Below are 19,138 nucleotides of genomic sequence, written 5' to 3' on the forward strand. Positions count from 1 at the left end.
TAATTCAGTTTTAATAGCTTTAAGCCAATTGTAATTTTGGAATTTCGATTTTATTTAATTCCAATTCATAAAATTTAAACTGGTTTAAAATTTCGTTTTTTGTGGTTTTGAAAAAAACATTATTTGAAAACAAATCTTTATAATATCCAATTCCAATGACCAAATTATTTTTGAAGGCATTCCATTTTTTAATTTGCCCCGCGGTAATTTCGTCAGAAACAGAATTGATCTCGTTTTTTAAATAATCTATGTACATTTTCAATTCTTTAACAAATAAATTAGGACGATTTCCACCTCCTAAAATAAAGGTATTCCCATAAATATGTTTTACCATTGTGGCAAGCGAAACTTCATGGTCAAAATAGGCCATGTTGGGACCCGGGCAAATGATTACGCCTTGCGCTTGACCTTTAATTTTGATATCATTTTCAAGAAAAGACGCATTTGCTAAGCCTACGCAAAGACAGGCTTTCTCAGTTATACTATTTTTCTTTTTTTCGATAGCTTCCGCAGATAAAGATGCTACTTGCAGTTGCAATTCATCCAATTTCAAATCTTGGTATTTTTTAGAAGAAGTGCAAATTCCTTTCCCGTCAAATTCTTTACTGAGCGCCAAAAATCTCTTAGGACATGAACTTCCTGCTTTATTATCGTTGATCCGTTTTTGTTTTAACACCTCGTTTGTGGTTCCGCGTAACGTATTAAACGGAATGCCCAACGGCGATATATGACTTAAATATAAATCTGCTTCTTTGGCTGCAGCCAATAAACTTCTAGTATGCTTATCGACAGAAGTTGCTTCTGGCACTAATAAAAATGGAGAACCCCAACCTACTGAATCTACATTGTAATAATCTATCAAAAAATCATGCTCCTCAGCAGTTCCAATTCCCCCTTGCACCGTGATTTTCAAATCCAAAGGTTGTTGCGGGATGTGCATTTCTTTTTGTCCCAAAGCTTTAACCATCAATTCATGTGCTGATTGAATTAACTGCTCTTTTTTTTGTTTGAATTCCTCCAAAATTGGTCCCAACAAAAAACCTTCTGTTGCAAACGCATGTCCACCGCAGTTAAGCCCTGATTCAATTCTGTATTCAGAAACCCAAAGTCCTTTTTTGGCTAAAAAATTCCCTTGAATCATGGCCGAACGAAAATCACTAACTTTAAGCGTTATTTTCTTTTTCAGTTTATTGTTTATATCAGGAAAAAAAGCTGAAAAATTTTCAAAATAACTGTATAATCTTGGATTCATTCCCGCAGACAAGACAACTGAAGATTCCAGTGTGCTGTTAGCAAAACCGCGTAATGCAGCATGTGCATCGTTGAATGAAATAGGCAATTGCTCGTCATTAATAAAATTATCCTTATCTAGTTTAGTCATGATATTGACGTCAATATCGCCCGGATAAAGATTTTTCTCCAGATAATTTTTGATGTTTTCTTTGAAAGCGAAACCGTCTTCTAATAAGTTTTGTAATCCTGCTTTGATATCAGACTTATTAGGTAACGTCTCCATATAATTCTGTACAGCTACTTTACTCTCTGACAATTCTGCTTTGAAATTTTCAAACTTATTTTTAACGATTTTATCAACCAAATTCAAGTAGGAAGTGATGCGCTCTGCGCGGTAATCATGTATTTTTTTCGTAATTTCCTGATAAGGCATATTAAATTTTTCGCTGTAAAAAGCGTTCATTTTTTCTATAAGTTCATCGTCCATAATAGAAATTACTGATGATATTCCGTATTTTGCCACACGTATCGGACTATCAATAGTATAAGCAAGTCCCATTACGGGAATATGAAAAGTATGTATTGGTTTAAGTGTTGCCATGTAAATAATTTATTAGATAATTCACAAAATTCGAGATAATAAATCGATAAAAAACTGATAAATGTCATATTTGGTTACTATCCGTCAATTTATTTTAAAAAAAATATCAAGTTCTAAGATAGTATAACCAGGTATTATAGAAGTGAAAAACTATAAACTTTTGTTAACGTTTAAACTTTTAAAGTTCTCTGCCGTCTTATGCCTATAACTTTAAAAACTTGAAAATGAAAAAATTAATTATTACAGCGTTATTGGTTGTAGGAATGACCACTTATGCTCAGGATACAAAGGAGAGTTCAGAAAAAGCCAACATGGAAAGAATGACTCCGGAGCAACGTCAACAAAGACAGTTGAAAAAATTGACCACTGATCTAAATTTGAACAGTGAACAGCAAGTTCAAATTAAGCAACTCTTGGCAGAGCAATCCGTAAAAAGAGAAAATAGGATTGTTCAAAAAGAAGCATCAACAGAGGAAATGAGAAGTAAACGCGAATCTGCAAAAAACAAAATGCAAGAGGAAAAAATAGTTCTGGACGACAAAATGAAAGTTATTTTAACTCCAGAACAATTTATTACTTGGAAAGCCAATCAAGAAAAAATGAAGCAAAGGGCAGTAAGTCGCAACAAAGATAAACGCGGCACAAAAATGTAAAATTAAATCTAAAAGCTTCGGAAACAATCCGAAGCTTTTATTTTTTTTAAAATGTTTTAGAGACTTTATCAACGGCTTGTATGGTAAAATCTAAATCCTCATAAGAAAGTGCATCAGTGAGAAACCAACTTTCATAGGCTGACGGCGCTATGTATATTCCTTCATTTAATAATCCGTGAAAGAATTTCTTAAAGTTTTCATTATCTCCTTTAGCTGCCGATTTGAAATCAATTACTGGATTTGCGTCAAAGTGAACTGAAATCATAGATCCAATTCTATTGATTGTGAAATCTACGTTATTTGCTTTTAAAACCTTGTCCATTCCAGCATGTAAATAAGCTGTTTTTTCTTCTAAACTTTTAAATACATTTCGGTCGTTATTTAGGGATTGTAACATTGTTAATCCTGCAGCCATAGCTAATGGATTTCCTGATAAGGTTCCTGCTTGATACACGGGTCCAAGCGGAGCTAGATAATTCATAATTTCGGCACGGGCTGCAAAAGCTCCTACGGGTAAACCACCGCCTATTACTTTTCCAAAACAAACAATATCAGCATTTACGTTGAGTAATTCTTGAACACCGCCGGCCGCTAACCTGAATCCTGTCATAACCTCATCAAAGATTAATAAAATATCATTGTCAGTACACATTTGGCGCAAGCCTTCTAAAAAGCCTGCAACTGGTGGAATACAACCCATGTTTCCAGCAACTGGTTCCACAATGATACAAGCAATTTCATTTTTATTAGCTTCTATTAATAATGCTACATTTTCTAGATCATTGTAAGTTGCTAACAAGGTATCTTTTGCCGTTCCAGCAGTTACACCAGGACTATTAGGTGAGCCAAAGGTGACTGCTCCACTTCCAGCCTGAATCAAAAACGAATCAGAATGACCGTGATAACACCCAGCAAATTTGATTATTTTATCTTTGTTAGTAAATCCTCGCGCCAATCGCACTGCACTCATACAAGCTTCAGTTCCTGAATTCACAAATCGGATCTTATCAATATTTGGAACCATCGCAACTGCTAGAGCTGCAATTTGAGTTTCAAGTTCTGTTGGCATACCAAAAGAAGTTCCTAATTTAGCTTTCTCAATAACAGCTTGAACTACGGGCTCATAAGCATGTCCGAGAATCATTGGACCCCAAGAATTAATGTAATCTATTAATCGATTGCCATCTTCATCATATAGATACGCACCCTTAGCACTTTTTACAAAAATGGGAGTTCCACCTACTGCTTTAAAGGCTCTTACTGGCGAATTTACACCTCCTGGAATTACTTTTTCTGCTTCAGCAAAAAGCTGACTGCTTCTTTTGTATAACATTTATAAGTATATAAGTTATTGTTATTGAATTAATTTACTATCAGTTTCTGACCAATAGATAATGTATTGTCAGATAAATTATTTTTTTGCTTTAAATCTTCGACTTTTAATTCGAATTTTTTAGAAATCGAATACAATGTATCGCCTTTTTGAACTGTGTATGAAGCAAGTGAATTTCCTAAATTTTTAGATTCTAATTGCAATTCTTCTACTAATTGATCTTCGTTAAGAACGTAATTAACATCAATTACCTTGCTATCATATTGATGCAGATTGTAACGTTCAATATAGGAAATTAATTTATCTGGATATTTAGGATCAGTGGCGTAGCCCGCAGCACGTAGCCCGTGAGCCCAGGCTTTATAATCTCCTTTAGAATATTCAAAAAGCTTTGCATACCTACTTCTACCCGTTAAAAATACCGCATGGTCTTTGAATGATTCAGATGGATTACTATATTTTCGAAAACACTCTTGAGCTGAATCGTCGTCATGATTTACACTTTCACCAGTCCAGCCTGCATGACATTTTATACCAAAGTGATTATTAGAATTCTTGGCTAAATCGCCTTTTCCTGCCCCTGATTCCAAAATTCCTTGTGCCAAAATAATACTGGCAGGAATTCCGTATTGTTTCATGTTAGCCATAGCAATGTTTTTATATTGGTACACATACAACTTGATTATATCATTTGTAACTATTGTTCTTGACGTAGAAACAATCACTTCTGAGTTGTTAACTCTTGGGTTTTTTTTCGCGGAAGTAGAGGTGGTTGACCGAGTGCTTGTAAGATTTCTTGATTTTGTTTTCTTTGCGGAATTAATAGCTGCTGTTTTCGCTTGCGCTTTTTTAGAAGTAACAATGACTGGTTTTGACGTATTACATCCTATTAAAGTGATTGCTGTAATTAGTACTAGAATTTTTCTAACCATTGATTGCTATTGTTTGTAATTGTTTCTTTTTTAATTTAATATTCATTCCGCTAACCCCCTGAAGTCCTCCTGTGTGAATTAGTAAAATCTTGGAATTAGCAGCAAAATAATTATTATTTATCATATCGATAACGCCAAAAACCATCTTTGCAGTATAAACGGGATCTAGAGGGATTTGATTTTCAGTATAAAAGTGATTTATAAACGCAATTAACTCTTCGTTTACTTTTGCGTATCCGCCAAAATGGTAGTCTGTAATTAATTCCCAATTTACATTTTGCACAAAATTACGAATTTCATCTTTTAAAAAATCACCTTTTAGTGCTGGAAAGCCCAAAACTTTTTGATGCGGTAAAACACTATTTATAATTCCTGAAATTGTACCTCCAGTGCCTACTGCACAACAGATATAGTCAAATTCAGCATCATTTTTTGTCAAAATTTCTTCACAGCCTTTAATGGCTAACTCATTTGTTCCACCTTCAGGAATAAGATAAAATGAACCAAATTGCTCTTTTAGATTTTCCAAAAATGAAATTTCACTTTTCAATCGATAGTCTTCTCTGGAAACAAATTTAAAAAGCATTCCACAGTTTTGTGCAAATTTTAAAGTCGGATTTTCATCGATTTGATCAAATAGTTCATCTCCTCTAATAATTCCAAATGTTTTAATTCCATTTTCATATCCTGCATAGGCAACAGCTGCAATATGATTTGAAAAAGCACCACCAAAAGTAAGTATCGTGTCATGATTTTCAACTTTGGCTTGCAGCAAATTATATTTGAGTTTCCTGAATTTATTTCCCGATACAAAAGGGTGGAGTAAATCCTCTCTCTTAATTTGTATAGAAATAGAATTTGGGAACACAGAGATTAACTTTTGATTCAAAAGAATTAGATTTTAAACAAAGATAAAATTTTATATACAAAAAATGCAACCATTTAGATTGCATTAGTTTTTTGTGATAGCATTCTGTTAATTTTTAACTATTACTTTTTTTCCGAAAGTTTCTTTTTCTTTTGTCATAATTTTTGCAATATAAATACCATCTCCCAAACCAGCTGTCGAAAACTGATATGTCGAAGCAGCTCCTAAATCATTTTTAATAAAGATTAACTTTCCGGCAACATCATAGAAGCTGCAAGTGTTTATCTCTTTTAAGAACGGATTGTTAATTACTAAACTTTTGGCTGAGTTGTCTTGAAAAATGAGAAAGTTTTTTGCTGTCGCCTCTTCCACGGCCAGGGAGTTTTCTGTTTTAAATGTAATTTCGAACTGTGTATTGTTCTGTCCAGCGATCAATTCCAGTTCATAGAAATCATTTTTTATGTCATGATAAGTGTTATTCACTTTATCATGAAGGTAAACTGAATTTACGTCGGTAAAATTGATTATTTCTTTTACAGTAATTTTAAAATTAGCAGCATTAGTATTTTTAAAACCTAATGGAATTTTTTTATTTACATCAAAGTTTACTGTATTAATTACAAATTCTGAATTATCTATAACGAAATATACATCGGCTTGTGATGCATCACCAGAGGACAAAGCATCCATACCTCGATCAACACCGTCAGTAGCTTCTGGGATAGATGCAAGAACCAGTTGGCGCACTCCTTTATTATCCATTAAAGTGTTAAACCGAATTTGTGGTGTGGGTGTTACATTCACCGTGGTATAATCAAATCCCGATATAGATTGCATCTGATCCATATTAACACTTTGAATTTTATTTTTAGAGCTAGTTGTTCTTAAAACTGTTGACGAACCTGGAGTTTCTTTAACAAATATTCTGTAACTATTTTTCATTTCTATAAATCCGTTCATATTTCCTGCAATTAAAAAGCCTTGTCCAACTGGAACAAATCTCCTTTGATAAACTCCGCCCATTCCCGTGTTGGCAATTTGATTGCCCGCGCCGTCATAAGAGTAAAAAGTGGCAGGAGTGTAAATTCCTACACTACCTAAACTACCAGGGGCAAAAGTGCCATATCCGCCTTTATAGTCAGCGATAAAATGTGAATTTACAGTTGCGTCTTGCTCCCAAAAATACGCTATCCCAGTACAATTTGTTTGTTCTGCTAAAAAAGCAGATAAATCAATTGCAGATGGATATGGATTTCCAGTTAACGTAAATTGGGCAGGTTTTACTGGAATCAAAATAGTACCATCATTAGGTTTCCCCCTAAAATCATATTGCTGTGATCGCCCTGTTGGATTATTTGTACTTATTCCAGAGGTTCCTTTCATTGTAAATCCTTCCCCAACATTCAATGTAGAATTTGCACCAACTTGAATCCAACTCGAATAACTTGATGTGGCTATTAATTTATTAATCCAAAACGGTGCTATTGCTAACGGACTAGAAGTTCCATTGTAATTGTTATTTGGCAATATCAAAGGCTCATTAAAAGTAGTTACTCCAGTAACATCTTTAAGTTGGGTAATCCCAAATTGTGAATTACCAACTCCCGCAATATTTCTTCCCACAGGCGAACACCAGTAATTATAGTGAAAATTGTTAGTCGATCCTTCTTGCAAAATAGACAAGCTTCCCAGACCTGCATTAGTGCTGGTTACGGTTGAGCCTTGTAAAAGTTGGGCCCTATCTCTTAAATAAAAAATACTTGTTGCTGCTTGTAATTCCAAATTTTGTTTAATGTAAACCACTTCATTATTTGCGAAAACATAACTATTTGGACCAACAAACATTTGAGCACTGACTTGAAACTGAAATAAGAATACTGTTAACACTAATACTATTTTCTTGAGTAGTTTTGTTTTCATATTAGAATAAATTAAGATTTTAGGTGATAAAAGAATTTCAAATCCGTATTCCTTTCAGCTAAATTACAACAAAAAGAAAATACTAGAGCGTGACTTCAACGTTAAAAAGTATAATTAATCGATAAAAAGCATCTTTTTAGTAAACAATAAGGTAAATTCTTATGAATATTTATGGAGTAAAAATGAAGATTTTGAATTAAGAAATTTCTTGGTGAGTAGCGATTGCTTTATAAATAGGATAATATTACCACCAATGATAGAATATGATAATTAGGATAGAAAGAAAAAGTAATACAATTGTTACTTCAAATAAGTAAAAAACTGCCAAAATAAACGTTTTTCTATATAATTTAAGTCCGATTCATTAGCGTAAGCTTCACGTTCAAAACTGATATTTCTGTATGCTAGATTATGATTCTTATATTGACATAAACGAAAAAAATATTCTAGTAGGTACCAAATAAAAAATGGCAAGAATAATAATTCCAGCTGCTGACGCAAATGTATTTTTTCATGATTCATTAACACCGAATCATACTGATCGCTCCTATACTTAATTAAAACAAAAGGAAATATAGTTAATCCACGATAACCTTTTGGAATTAAATATTTAGTAACAATCAGAAACATTAGTGATAAAATTTATAAATTTGTAAAGAAAGATTGTGCATTTAAAAGGAATATATCAATTTTTGAATCAAAGTAAAATCAATCTACGTTGGTTTTACTATAAAATAATTTTAAACATGAATGACCAAAGTAACGAAAATAAGTTATTAGAAGGAGAAGATTTTTATTTCACAGCAGAAGGTTATAAATGTTTTACCGAAAAGCACCATTTAAAAAGAGGATATTGTTGTAAAAGTGGCTGCCGTCATTGTCCTTACGGATTTAATTCAAAGACAGGAACTATTAAAAAATAATTTTTAGGCGGTCACATCAAAACTGGCCGTCAAAGTTGCTGTTTTTGTTGAGCTATTCAGCTCAAAAAAGAGCTCAAAGAGTTGTTCAATTTTAAGGTAAACAAATAGCAGAAACGCAATGACTTTTCAAGACCAAATAAAGCAAGGAATTCCATCAGTATTACCTCAACCAAAACTTTACGAAAAGGAGATCAACCACGCGCCAAAGCGAAAAGATATTCTTTCGATAGAAGAAAAAAAATTAGCATTACGCAATGCTTTGCGGTATTTTGAGCCACAGCATCACGAAGAGCTGATAAAGGAATTTGCATCGGAATTAGAAAAATATGGTCGGATTTACATGTATCGTTTTCGTCCAGATTACGATATTTACGCAAGACCTATCAATGAATATCCTGGAAAATCAGACCAGGCAAAAGCAATCATGTTAATGATTCAAAATAATTTAGATCATGCCGTAGCACAACATCCACATGAATTAATAACTTATGGTGGTAATGGAGCTGTGTTTCAAAACTGGGCACAATACCTTTTGACGATGCAGTATTTATCTGAAATGACCGATGAGCAAACATTAACGATGTATTCTGGACATCCTATGGGATTGTTTCCTTCCCACAAAGAAGCGCCTCGCGTAGTGGTAACAAACGGAATGGTGATTCCTAATTATTCGAAACCCGATGACTGGGAACGAATGAATGCTTTAGGAGTTTCTCAATACGGACAGATGACCGCAGGAAGTTATATGTATATTGGTCCTCAAGGAATTGTACACGGAACAACAATAACGGTTTTGAACGCATTCCGTAAAATAAAAAGAAGTCCAAAAGGAGGTTTATTTGTAACCTCCGGCTTAGGAGGCATGAGTGGTGCACAACCAAAAGCGGGAAATATTGCAGGTTGCATAACTGTATGTGCCGAAGTAAATCGCAAAATTACGCATATTCGTCACAGTCAAGGATGGGTTGACGAAGTGATAGAAGACCTTAATGAATTGGTTTCGAGAGTAAATTTGGCGAAAGCCAATGAAGAAATCATATCCATAGCATATTTAGGAAATATAGTGGATGTATGGGAAAAATTTGATCAAGAAAACGTCCATGTAGATTTAGGATCAGACCAAACTTCACTCCATAATCCTTGGGCAGGGGGTTATTATCCAATTGGTTTTACCTTTGAACAATCGAATGATTTAATGGCTAATAATCCAACAAAATTTAAAGAAGAAGTTCAAAAAACATTGCGATTTCATGCCGATGCAATAAACAAACATACAGAAAAAGGAACCTATTTTTTTGATTATGGAAATGCTTTCTTGCTCGAAGCCTCAAGAGCTGGTGCCAAAATAATGGATGAAAATAATATCGATTTTAAATACAATAGTTATGTGCAGGATATTATGGGACCTATGTGTTTTGATTATGGTTTTGGTCCATTTCGATGGGTTTGTGCTTCAGGGAAACTAGAGGATTTAGTAAAAACGGATTTAATTGCGTGCCAAGTCCTACAAGAATTAGTTAAAACAGCTCCCGAAGAAATTCAGCAACAAATGCAGGATAATATTCAGTGGATAAAAGGTGCGCAAGAAAATAAATTGGTTGTAGGTTCGCAAGCTCGAATTCTTTACGCCGATGCAGAAGGTAGAGCAAAAATTGCAGAAGCGTTTAATCAGGCGATTGCCATTGGCGAAATTGGAATTATAATTTTAGGGAGAGATCATCATGATGTTTCTGGAACTGATTCGCCCTATCGAGAAACTTCAAATATTTATGATGGCTCAAAATTTACAGCTGACATGGCAATTCAAAACGTGATTGGAGATAGCTTTAGAGGTGCGACTTGGGTTTCTATTCATAACGGCGGAGGCGTTGGTTGGGGCGAGGTAATTAATGGTGGATTTGGTATGGTTCTTGATGGATCTCAAGAGGCTTCAAAACGACTAAAATCAATGCTTTTCTGGGATGTCAACAATGGAATTTCAAGAAGAAGTTGGGCACGAAATGACGGAGCAATTTTTGCGATAAAAAGAGCTATGGAGACGCAACCTTTATTAAAAGCTACACTCCCTAATGTAGTTGCTGAAGCTCTTTTTAATTTTTAACAAACAAATTTTGTAAACATAAATATATCTAATATACCCACTATGAAAACAATTAAATTACTCCCCGTATTTTTTCTTTTAGTATTTGCCTCCTGTAGCTCTGTTAGAGTATATTCTGATTTTGACAATAAAGTTGATTTTAAACAATATGGCACCTATGCTTTTTATAAAAACGGAATTGACAAAGCAGAAATTTCCCAATTAGATAAAAAGCGAATATTAAATGCCATTGATCGGGAGCTTTCTGCGAAGGGTATGGCAAAAAGCGACAATCCAGATTTATTAGTCAATATTTTTACTAAAGAAAGAGAGAAAATTGATGTGAACCAATTTAATATGGGTTGGGGTTACGGTTGGGGTATGGGATGGAATCCTTTTATGTGGGGCGGTCAAAATATGGCCACATCTTCAACTGAAGGAACATTATTCATCGATTTAATAGATGCGAAAAAGAAAGAATTGATTTGGCAAGGTGAAGGAATAGGTTACCTTAATCAAAATCGCACGGAGAAAGAAAAAAGAATTAACGAGTTTGTGGGTAAAATATTAGAACAATTTCCGCCTAAAGCAAAATAGTTTAACTCTTAGTTAAAACAAGAAAGCCTACCTTTGCGTAGGCTTTTTTTATACTTACTTATGGCACCACTAAACGACATTTTGACAATAGAAGATATTAAATTATTAGTTAACACTTTTTATTCTAAAGTTCAAAAAGACAACTTCATTGGACCAATTTTTAATGAAAAAATAGGCGATCGCTGGCCAGAACATTTAGAAAAAATGTATGGCTTTTGGGAAACTATTTTACTCGAAGTGCATTCGTATTCAGGAAGCCCGTTTCCGCCTCACAAACAATTACCTGTGTCCAAAGAACATTTTGATCGCTGGATGGAAATTTTTATACAAACAACAGATAGTTTATTCACAGGATCTTTAGCTGATGAAGCCAAGCTTCGTGCTAAAAACATGGCTGAAATGTTTAATTATAAAATTGATTACTTCCGCAACGCCGAAAAGAATCAAACGAACCATTCATAAAAATTTGGCTTATTCAATTGCAACAACTCGTTTTATGCGCAAATTAGTTTTCCCTTTTGTTTTTCCAGTTTTTCTTTTCTCGTGTTCCAATTTAAAACAAAGCATTGAAAACAAGTCGATTTCTAGTTTAAAACTACTTAGTTCTATTGAAATTCCTTTTGAAACACAATTTCAAAATACGAAAGTTGGCGGTTTATCTGGAATTGATTATGATTCAAAAAACGATCTATATTATTTAATTTGCGATGACCGCTCGGTGTTTAACGATTCGAGATTTTATACCGCTAAAATTCCACTCATTGAGAACAAAATACAGAGCATCGATTTCCAAAGTGTAATCACCTTAAAAAATGAAAGTGCAACTGCTTTTGGTAATTGGAACACAACTCCCAATACCTCAGCAGATCCCGAAGATATGCGCTACAACCCAAAAATAAATACGTTGCTTTGGAGCAGCGAAGGCGCTCGAGCTGTTACTGGCGACAAACAAGTCTTGCAAAATCCTTCATTAAATTTCACTGATTTAAATGGTAATTTTTAAGCACGATTGCCCTACCAGATAATTTAAAAATGCAACAAACTGAAAAAGGCCCCCGAAACAATGGAACTCTAGAAGGAATTACATTTGATTGGAAATTTAAAACGATATATACACATACCGAAGAACCGCTTTTTGAAGATGGCTCACAATCGAGTACCAGTTATGGCGGCTTGATTAGATTTTACCAATTTGATACTAAAACAAAAAAGAACACCGCTCAATTTGGCTATAAATTAGAACCAATTGCTCTTGAACCCAATCCAAAAGGGAGCTTTGCAGTCAATGGCGTTTCGGCAATTCAGTATTTTAGCAAAGATCAATTAATAGTAGTAGAGCGCTCTTACTCTACTGGAACGCAAGCCTGCACGATAAAACTATTTTTATGCGATTCAAAAAAGGCAACTAATGTCAAAAATTATCCTTCCTTACAAAACCAAAATCTTGAATTAGCTTCTAAAAAACTGATCCTAAACATTCATGACTTAGTTATTTTTATTGATAATGTGGAGGGAATTACTTTTGGCCCAAAACTGCCTATTGGCAATCAATCTTTAGTTTTGGTCTCTGATAATAATTTTTCAGAGAAGCAAAAAACGCAGGTTTTTTTGTTTGGTGTTGGAGTAGTTGTGAAACCTTTCAATTATTTTTTTTATTTTACACCAAAAATGGCCTTTAATTATCATTCATAAGAAAAATAAATCTTACAATACAAAGAAATTATTCTGGAAAGATAACTTCTCTACTAAACCTCGATTTCTTCGGTCCCCGCAATGACACATTAAAGCAGAAAAAAGTCTATCACATCACGATTTAGCTTATTGTACTATTCCCCTAGCCCAGATTGCAATGGAAAGCTTTTTGTAAAAGCTGTTTTAGTTTTTCTAGTTGCCGCAGAGCGACCGGAGGAAGCTCCTGCGGGAACTTTAAAAAAACAAACGGGTTTACAAAAACTTGCAATGAAAAGCGGGAAATAGCTCCTGAAATTCGTACTTTTGCAACTGAACTACAACGTTTTCGATATGAACTCAACTATAGAAAGTAATCCGTTATTAGACCGATTGCCACAGCATTTACGACAATTTATTAAGCCTCAAGATTATAGCGATTACACGCCTATAAACCAAGCGGTTTGGCGATATGTGATGCGTAAAAACGTGGCGTATTTATCAAAAGTAGCGCATAGTTCATACTTAGAAGGTTTGAAAAAGACTGGAATTGAAGTTGACAACATCCCGAGTATGTACGGAATGAATCGTATTTTGACCGAAATAGGTTGGGCCGCGGTTGCGGTGGACGGATTTATTCCGCCTAATGCTTTTATGGAATTTCAAGCGTATAATGTGCTTGTAATTGCCTCTGACATTCGCCAGCTCGAACATATAGAATACACTCCTGCACCAGATATTATTCATGAAGGTGCGGGTCACGCGCCCATCATTGCAAATCCTGAATATGCGGAATACCTGCGCCGTTTTGGAGAAATAGGCTGCAAGGCGCTTTCGTCACACAAGGACTACGAAATGTATGAAGCGATTCGATTGCTGTCAATTGTGAAAGAAGCTGAAGATACGCCGCAAGCTACAATTGATGCTGCTGAAAAAGCCGTGGAAAATTTACAAAATAACATGGGCGAATTATCTGAAATGGCCCAAATACGAAACCTACACTGGTGGACAGTAGAATACGGACTTATAGGAACGGTGGAAGATCCTAAGATTTACGGCGCTGGTTTGCTATCATCAATAGGTGAAAGTGCGCATTGCATGACTCCTGACGTCTCTAAAATTCGGTATGATATTTCGGCTGCGACTCAAAATTTTGATATTACTAAATTGCAACCGCAGTTGTATGTTACACCAACATTTGCGTATTTGAATTTGGTTTTAGAGGAATTTGCTAATAAAATGGCGTTGCGCACCGGAGGTTTGTCAGGTACCAAAAAACTGATTGATTCTAATGCTTTAGGAACGATTGAACTAAGTACTGGTTTACAAATTTCGGGCGTTTTCAGCTCGGTAATTGAGTTTGAAGGTAAACCTATTTACATTCAAACGACGGGAAAAACGGCTTTGGCTTACAGAGAAAAAGAACTGGTAGGTCATGGTATTTTGACACATCCAGAGGGTTTTGGTAGCCCGATAGGAAAACTACAAGGCATCAACCTTGCCATTGAAGACATGAGTCCAAAAGATTTAAATGCCTACAATATTCTGGAGTCTAAAACGGTGAAGCTGGAGTTTGAAGGTGGTATTACTGTTGAAGGTGAAATCATAACGGGTTCCAGAAACTTACAAGGTGAAATCATTATTATTCGATTTAAGAATTGCACAGTAACGCATGGCGAAACAATCTTGTTTCAACCAGAATGGGGCATTTATGACATGGCCGTGGGTAAGAAAGTGATTTCTGTTTTTTCAGGTGCTGCAGATGTGAATAGTTTTGACCTAAGATCACACCTTCCATCTAGCAAAACTATTAAAGCTAAACATTCAGCTGAGCGCGATAATTTAGAGATTTTGTACCAAACGGTTCGAAATAGTAGAGAAACCAATGACACGGGAACTCCATTAGCTCCAATTTTTGAGAATCTAAAATCAAATCACCCAAATGATTGGTTATTAGCTGTTGAAATAATCGAGCTTTTAAACGACAGAAATGAAACGCAATTGTTGCAAGAAATAATGGCTTATCTAGAAAAATTAAAAGAAAGTCGCCCAGAAATTTCAAAACTAATTACTAATGGCTTGGAATTAATTTTTGAAAAAGAGAGCGTTAGTTAAGAACGTTCTTTTTAATAAAAAATAATCCCTAGACCTTTATTTTAAGGCCTAGGAATTTTCTTGATTCTTTCAAAATAGTGCAAAAAAAAAGAACAGGAATAGTAGTACCTGTTCTTTATTTTTATAAAAATTTGATTTAAAATTTTTAAAGTTTGCTATATTATTATGGTTTTGTTACAATATTTTTATCAAGAATAACAGCAGTTTGTGCTAAGGCACGACCAGTTAATGTTGCGCCGGTAGCAAACGTGATACCTGTCTTAGATAATATTACACCATTAAATTGTGCTGTGGTACCAATACTCGCGGTGCCAGCAACCTGCCAGAAAATATTTTTAGCTTGGGCTCCGCCACTAAGCGTAATTTTTACTCCTGAACTTACGGTAAGGTCTCCCGCTATCTGGAATATCCAAACATCTGTGGCGCTTCCTGAAATTATTAAGTTTGTAGGCACAGTAACTGTGTTTGTCCATTTATAAAGTCCCTCAGTAAGTGTTTTTCCGCCTATATTACCAGTGCCAAGTTCAGAGAAATTAGGGGTAGGGCGTCCTGCTGCATCATTATAGGCAGTTGTCATATCATTTACTGCCGTTGTAAGATTAATTGATGTTGGGCTTACCATATCTGCGGCGTATATTTTTCCAGTTATTTGTGCCGAAGTTGCATATCCTGTGGCATTTGTTAAAGAAAGCCCAGTAATATATGATGTAGCTGCAGGACTCAATCCTAAATCACCTGTAATAATAGAGGTAGGACTATTGTTGATGGCTGTTTTTGCAAGGATAACATAATTACCCGCAGTTCCTAATCCAACAGCTGAAAGACCTTGTGCATTAATTCCAGTTGTAAAGTTCCAACTAGTATTAGCGCCAAGTGAAATACCTGTAGCGCTTTTTGCAGTAGCAGATATAGTCGCCGAATAAACAGTACCTGCAGTTAAAGGTTTTGAGGGTGTAAAGGTAGCTGTCGTTCCTGAATAACCAACAGTACCAAGAACTGGTGTCGTCCCTTGCTTTAAGGAAAAAGTAGTAGCATTAATTGTTTCTGGATCCATTGCCTCACTAAAAGAAAAAGATATTGTTTTGTTGAGTGCTACATTAGTTGCGTCGTTGATTGGACTTTTTGCAGTGATTGCAGGATTAGTAGGTGTCGATGTAGAAGTGTCATTATTATCACATCCTACTGTCAACATAACAGCTGACAAAATGATTGTTGAAAACACTTTTTTTAATTTATTCATTTGGGTCTTATTAATTTCCACTACTGGTGGACAGTTGCGGATAATTTCCACCCAGCAAAGCTAACAGTGTCTTTTTGCTACGTGTTACACAACTTTACCAAAATGGTATATAATTCCAATCTTGAGTTAAAATTAATTTTAAAAAATAGAGAATAATTAATATTAACAAAAATATTGGTACAGTCTATAAATCCAAATTACCGAGTTGCGGCCTTCATAAAACTTCCCAAAACGACCTTCCCTTTTAATTAAATTTCCCAAGATTTTTCACTTACATTTTTGGCACCCGTATTCCTTTTTTTGTCTAAAATATTAATTTACAGCTAATTATAATTTGAAAAAAGAAAATGTATCAGTAAAGTTAAAACAAAAACTAACAAAAATTAAGTATCTCTTTTATGCATTCAGGAGTTCCTATAAATAAGTTCAAAGTTTTCTAATTAGCATTTACACAATTTTTTTTTTTTAAAAGAATAATTTCTTCCCGCATTGAAGTTCTTAGTACAATTCTGGTTATGTCACTATGTTAGTTTTAGAGTAGTTTTCTACAGAGAGTATCTCTTCAACTATAAATAGTTTTTATTGCACTATACGGTTTATTATTCGATTTCAGGCAATAAACAGTGTTCAGGAAAAAGTTAGATGAATTATGCAGTGAATTTGGTACTTCAATTCTGCTTTCCTTTCTAATAATTCATGGCCTTTTTTTAATTTAAAGTCAAGGCGGATTTATTTTCATCCAATGTTTAGGATGAAATTAATTATACCATTTCTACTTAAATTTTAGAAATGAACTGCAAGACCAAAAACTTAAAAGATATAATTGCAACAGATTGTTCGTAAGAGATTTCATCAAAGATAATGTCAATAAAAATATTTATTTTTTAAAATTAGTTTTTAAATCACTTTCTTTTTCAATATCCTTTCCGTTATAAACCAGCTTCCAATTCATTGTTTTGGTTACAATGAGTATTTTAGAAAGCTCACTAATTAATCTGTTTTGAGCATTAGTTTTTAACCTTGATTTTTCAATTTTTTTAGCCAAATTAGCCTTCACCGATTTATTAATTTTGTTGTAATCATCGCCCGTAAAAGGATTTAACTGGCTTTGTTCTACATCATAAAACTGAATATCTGGACTAATTTTTATTTCTTCTTTAGGAATGCTTAAAATAGTAATGATCTTGTTTACCTCATCAATATCGTATTTCATTTTATGCAAATCATAAGAAACTGTGACATCAGCATTAACGATTATCAAAGCTTTTTTCTCAAAAGAAACCATGTCTAGTAAGTATTTCTGTTGGTTTTTATAAGTGATGACTTCAGAAAAATGCCCTTCGGTCACAATCAGTTTTCCAACATTCAGAATTTGTTGCTGAATAAGATTTGTATTGTGCGTGATGTCTTGCTCGTCATTTTTCTTAAAATCGCAAAATTTAAACAGTAAAAATATTCCACCAATAATTAATATCCCGATAAGTATTCTTTTAAGCATAACTAAAATTTAATGAATGAATATTGATTCTCCAATTTAGCGATTTTTTCTAAAAGTTTTGACTCAAACTTTAAATGACTTTCCGAGTTTGGATTAAAAGGTTTATGAGAAAGGCTTTTTTGAATGTTTGCAACTTCCTCCATTGTTGCTAAAGCAATTTCAGATATATAGGTTTGCTGGAATCGCTCCCAAATATAATCGATGGCTACCTTATTGGGATGCAACATATCTTCGGCATAAAAACGATAATCGCGCAGTTCATCCATCATGATTTCGTAAGAAGGAAAGAGCCCCCTAGCCCCCAAACGGGGAATAGAAGACGAATCTTTCAAAACTGTATGTAATGCGCTAATTAGATTGGCTTTACTCCATTGATTTTCTACAAATCCATCTTTTATATGACGAACTGGAGAAATAGTAAAAATGACACTGCAATTTGGATTTACACTTTCGATTAATTTAAGTGTATTTTCAATTGATTTTTGAATCGTTTCTACAGATAACAATTCTTTCGCAAACTCTTTCTGCGGCACCTTATGGCAATTGGCTACCATTTCGTTAGTTTCCAGATATCTATAAACCCATGATGTTCCGTAAGTAACAATTAGGTGTGTAGCTTGCTCCAGATCCTCTCTAATATTTTGAATGATTGAATTTAGAGACGCTATTAAATCTTCTTTATTTGGATTGCTTAGATCAGAATGCACATCAAAACAGTGCCAGCGTTCATTGTGATAAATAAGTTCGCTCTCACTAATTTGCTTTTTGGACAAGGCTAAATTAAGTAGTTTTTCAATCGCCAACGGATGGAATAAAATACCAAATGGATTACAACTATTTTGAAATTTAAAATAGTCCAGTCTCTCCGCAATATTTACCGCGAAGCAAGAACCTAATGACAGTATTTTGGAGGTATAGTCAATTTGAAATTTACTTTTAGGAATTGGGATTTGAGTTCTGAATTGCATATTTTAAAGTCCTTCTACACTCACATTAATTAAAAAATCTTGAATTTCTTGCTCACTCGGTGGAGTTGGAATTAAATAACTTACTTCCTCATCATAATTGATGCCTTTAAAATAGCCAAGTTGTATTTTAAAAAGTTTTTTAGAAAACTGATCGCCAAATAATAAAGTTGCGACCTCTGCAATTTCTTTAAAACAATAATAATCTTTCAAAATAAAATATAAATCAACATCATCTTTCCATTTTGCTCTCCGTCCCAGTGTGAAAGCTTTCATTGCAGCAAGTGTGAGCAAATCGGGCATTTTTATTATACCTTTAATTTGTGAATGAGTTGGAATTTTATGCGGTAAAGAAAAAAAAGTGAAATTAACATTATTTAAAACTAAGTTTAATTGCTCATAATTTTCGTAGCCAAATGGTCTAACCCCCTAATAATCGGACTTTAACATTTTAAGTTTTACAAACATACAAAATTAATAAATATCTTTGCCTTGCAAGGAACAAACGAAGG

General features: G+C 34.2%; 17 protein-coding genes. 8 read left to right on the forward strand and 9 right to left on the reverse strand.

From position 1 onward, the window contains the following. Positions 1 to 19: 19 nt before the first annotated feature. Entirely contained in the window at positions 20 to 1,834 is a 1,815-nt protein-coding gene (locus BUB42_RS03755) for a hypothetical protein (protein WP_073017307.1), read from the reverse strand. 224 nt (positions 1,835 to 2,058) lie between these two features. On the opposite strand from BUB42_RS03755, the gene BUB42_RS03760 reads away from it, so the two are divergent. Further along, positions 2,059 to 2,487 (forward strand): hypothetical protein, encoded by a 429-nt coding sequence (locus BUB42_RS03760; protein ID WP_073017308.1) that lies wholly within the window; start codon positions 2,059 to 2,061, stop codon positions 2,485 to 2,487. A gap of 46 nt (positions 2,488 to 2,533) precedes the next feature. On the opposite strand, the gene hemL is transcribed toward BUB42_RS03760, so the two are convergent. The 4 genes from hemL to BUB42_RS03780 all read right to left on the reverse strand — a co-directional run bounded on the left by hemL (position 2,534) and on the right by BUB42_RS03780 (position 7,540). Further along, positions 2,534 to 3,820 (reverse strand): glutamate-1-semialdehyde 2,1-aminomutase, encoded by a 1,287-nt coding sequence (gene hemL, locus BUB42_RS03765; protein ID WP_073017310.1) that lies wholly within the window; start codon positions 3,818 to 3,820, stop codon positions 2,534 to 2,536. A 29-nt stretch (positions 3,821 to 3,849) separates the two neighbouring features. Further along, on the reverse strand, positions 3,850 to 4,752 hold the full coding sequence (locus tag BUB42_RS03770) for a glucosaminidase domain-containing protein (RefSeq protein WP_073017311.1): 903 nt from the start codon (positions 4,750 to 4,752) through the stop codon (positions 3,850 to 3,852). After that, positions 4,745 to 5,641 (reverse strand): 1-aminocyclopropane-1-carboxylate deaminase/D-cysteine desulfhydrase, encoded by an 897-nt coding sequence (locus BUB42_RS03775; RefSeq protein WP_084118279.1) that lies wholly within the window; start codon positions 5,639 to 5,641, stop codon positions 4,745 to 4,747. Before BUB42_RS03775 ends, BUB42_RS03770 begins: the two co-directional genes overlap by 8 nt. Positions 5,642 to 5,728: 87 nt before the next feature. Beyond that, positions 5,729 to 7,540, reverse strand: a complete 1,812-nt coding sequence (locus BUB42_RS03780; RefSeq protein ID WP_084118280.1) for a T9SS type A sorting domain-containing protein — start codon at positions 7,538 to 7,540, stop codon at positions 5,729 to 5,731. Between the two features lie 746 nt (positions 7,541 to 8,286). Here BUB42_RS03780 and BUB42_RS16375 point away from each other — a divergent pair. The 7 genes from BUB42_RS16375 (at position 8,287) to BUB42_RS03820 (ending at position 14,923) form a co-directional block, all read left to right on the forward strand. Continuing rightward, positions 8,287 to 8,463, forward strand: coding sequence for a C1orf53 family protein (locus tag BUB42_RS16375; RefSeq protein WP_170857180.1), 177 nt, complete (start codon positions 8,287 to 8,289; stop codon positions 8,461 to 8,463). 118 nt (positions 8,464 to 8,581) lie between these two features. Further along, complete coding sequence (locus tag BUB42_RS03795; RefSeq protein WP_073017319.1) at positions 8,582 to 10,564, forward strand: urocanate hydratase; 1,983 nt, start codon at positions 8,582 to 8,584, stop codon at positions 10,562 to 10,564. Positions 10,565 to 10,606: 42 nt separating this feature from the next. Then, the gene (locus BUB42_RS03800; RefSeq protein WP_073017321.1) at positions 10,607 to 11,140 is read left to right on the forward strand and encodes a DUF4136 domain-containing protein; all 534 of its coding nucleotides are present in this window, start codon (positions 10,607 to 10,609) and stop codon (positions 11,138 to 11,140) included. A 60-nt stretch (positions 11,141 to 11,200) separates the two neighbouring features. Then, entirely contained in the window at positions 11,201 to 11,602 is a 402-nt protein-coding gene (locus BUB42_RS03805) for a group III truncated hemoglobin (RefSeq protein WP_073017323.1), read from the forward strand. Positions 11,603 to 11,606: 4 nt separating this feature from the next. Further along, positions 11,607 to 12,143, forward strand: a complete 537-nt coding sequence (locus BUB42_RS16810) for an esterase-like activity of phytase family protein (RefSeq protein ID WP_262987397.1) — start codon at positions 11,607 to 11,609, stop codon at positions 12,141 to 12,143. Positions 12,144 to 12,172: 29 nt separating this feature from the next. After that, positions 12,173 to 12,832: an esterase-like activity of phytase family protein gene (locus tag BUB42_RS16815; RefSeq protein ID WP_073017326.1), complete on the forward strand. Its 660-nt coding sequence runs from the start codon at positions 12,173 to 12,175 to the stop codon at positions 12,830 to 12,832. 330 nt (positions 12,833 to 13,162) lie between these two features. Continuing rightward, positions 13,163 to 14,923, forward strand: coding sequence for an aromatic amino acid hydroxylase (locus BUB42_RS03820; RefSeq protein WP_073017328.1), 1,761 nt, complete (start codon positions 13,163 to 13,165; stop codon positions 14,921 to 14,923). A gap of 163 nt (positions 14,924 to 15,086) precedes the next feature. Here BUB42_RS03820 and BUB42_RS03825 read toward each other — a convergent pair whose 3' ends face one another. The 4 genes from BUB42_RS03825 to BUB42_RS03840 form a co-directional block, all read right to left on the reverse strand. Then, positions 15,087 to 16,163 (reverse strand): ice-binding family protein, encoded by a 1,077-nt coding sequence (locus BUB42_RS03825; protein ID WP_073017395.1) that lies wholly within the window; start codon positions 16,161 to 16,163, stop codon positions 15,087 to 15,089. Between the two features lie 877 nt (positions 16,164 to 17,040). Beyond that, positions 17,041 to 17,661, reverse strand: a complete 621-nt coding sequence (locus tag BUB42_RS03830) for a DUF4230 domain-containing protein (RefSeq protein WP_073017329.1) — start codon at positions 17,659 to 17,661, stop codon at positions 17,041 to 17,043. 2 nt (positions 17,662 to 17,663) lie between these two features. Next, entirely contained in the window at positions 17,664 to 18,629 is a 966-nt protein-coding gene (locus tag BUB42_RS03835; protein WP_073017331.1) for a GSCFA domain-containing protein, read from the reverse strand. Positions 18,630 to 18,632: 3 nt separating this feature from the next. Next, the gene (locus BUB42_RS03840; RefSeq protein WP_073017333.1) at positions 18,633 to 18,929 is read right to left on the reverse strand and encodes a hypothetical protein; all 297 of its coding nucleotides are present in this window, start codon (positions 18,927 to 18,929) and stop codon (positions 18,633 to 18,635) included. Between the last annotated feature and the right edge of the window lie 209 nt (positions 18,930 to 19,138).

The sequence above is a fragment of the Flavobacterium micromati genome, assembly GCF_900129585.1.
Lineage (GTDB): Bacteria > Bacteroidota > Bacteroidia > Flavobacteriales > Flavobacteriaceae > Flavobacterium > Flavobacterium micromati.

Bases quoted from the DNA above. Each gene is read 5' to 3' on its own strand.
- BUB42_RS03755 (WP_073017307.1), bottom strand. From the start codon at position 1,834: ATGGCAACACTTAAACCAATACATACTTTTCATATTCCCGTAATGGGA.
- BUB42_RS03760 (WP_073017308.1), top strand. From the start codon at position 2,059: ATGAAAAAATTAATTATTACAGCGTTATTGGTTGTAGGAATGACCACT.
- hemL (WP_073017310.1), bottom strand. From the start codon at position 3,820: ATGTTATACAAAAGAAGCAGTCAGCTTTTTGCTGAAGCAGAAAAAGTA.
- BUB42_RS03770 (WP_073017311.1), bottom strand. From the start codon at position 4,752: ATGGTTAGAAAAATTCTAGTACTAATTACAGCAATCACTTTAATAGGA.
- BUB42_RS03780 (WP_084118280.1), bottom strand. From the start codon at position 7,540: ATGAAAACAAAACTACTCAAGAAAATAGTATTAGTGTTAACAGTATTC.
- BUB42_RS16375 (WP_170857180.1), top strand. From the start codon at position 8,287: ATGAATGACCAAAGTAACGAAAATAAGTTATTAGAAGGAGAAGATTTT.
- BUB42_RS03795 (WP_073017319.1), top strand. From the start codon at position 8,582: ATGACTTTTCAAGACCAAATAAAGCAAGGAATTCCATCAGTATTACCT.
- BUB42_RS03800 (WP_073017321.1), top strand. From the start codon at position 10,607: ATGAAAACAATTAAATTACTCCCCGTATTTTTTCTTTTAGTATTTGCC.
- BUB42_RS03805 (WP_073017323.1), top strand. From the start codon at position 11,201: ATGGCACCACTAAACGACATTTTGACAATAGAAGATATTAAATTATTA.
- BUB42_RS16815 (WP_073017326.1), top strand. From the start codon at position 12,173: ATGCAACAAACTGAAAAAGGCCCCCGAAACAATGGAACTCTAGAAGGA.
- BUB42_RS03820 (WP_073017328.1), top strand. From the start codon at position 13,163: ATGAACTCAACTATAGAAAGTAATCCGTTATTAGACCGATTGCCACAG.
- BUB42_RS03825 (WP_073017395.1), bottom strand. From the start codon at position 16,163: ATGAATAAATTAAAAAAAGTGTTTTCAACAATCATTTTGTCAGCTGTT.
- BUB42_RS03830 (WP_073017329.1), bottom strand. From the start codon at position 17,661: ATGCTTAAAAGAATACTTATCGGGATATTAATTATTGGTGGAATATTT.
- BUB42_RS03835 (WP_073017331.1), bottom strand. From the start codon at position 18,629: ATGCAATTCAGAACTCAAATCCCAATTCCTAAAAGTAAATTTCAAATT.
- BUB42_RS03840 (WP_073017333.1), bottom strand. From the start codon at position 18,929: ATGCCCGATTTGCTCACACTTGCTGCAATGAAAGCTTTCACACTGGGA.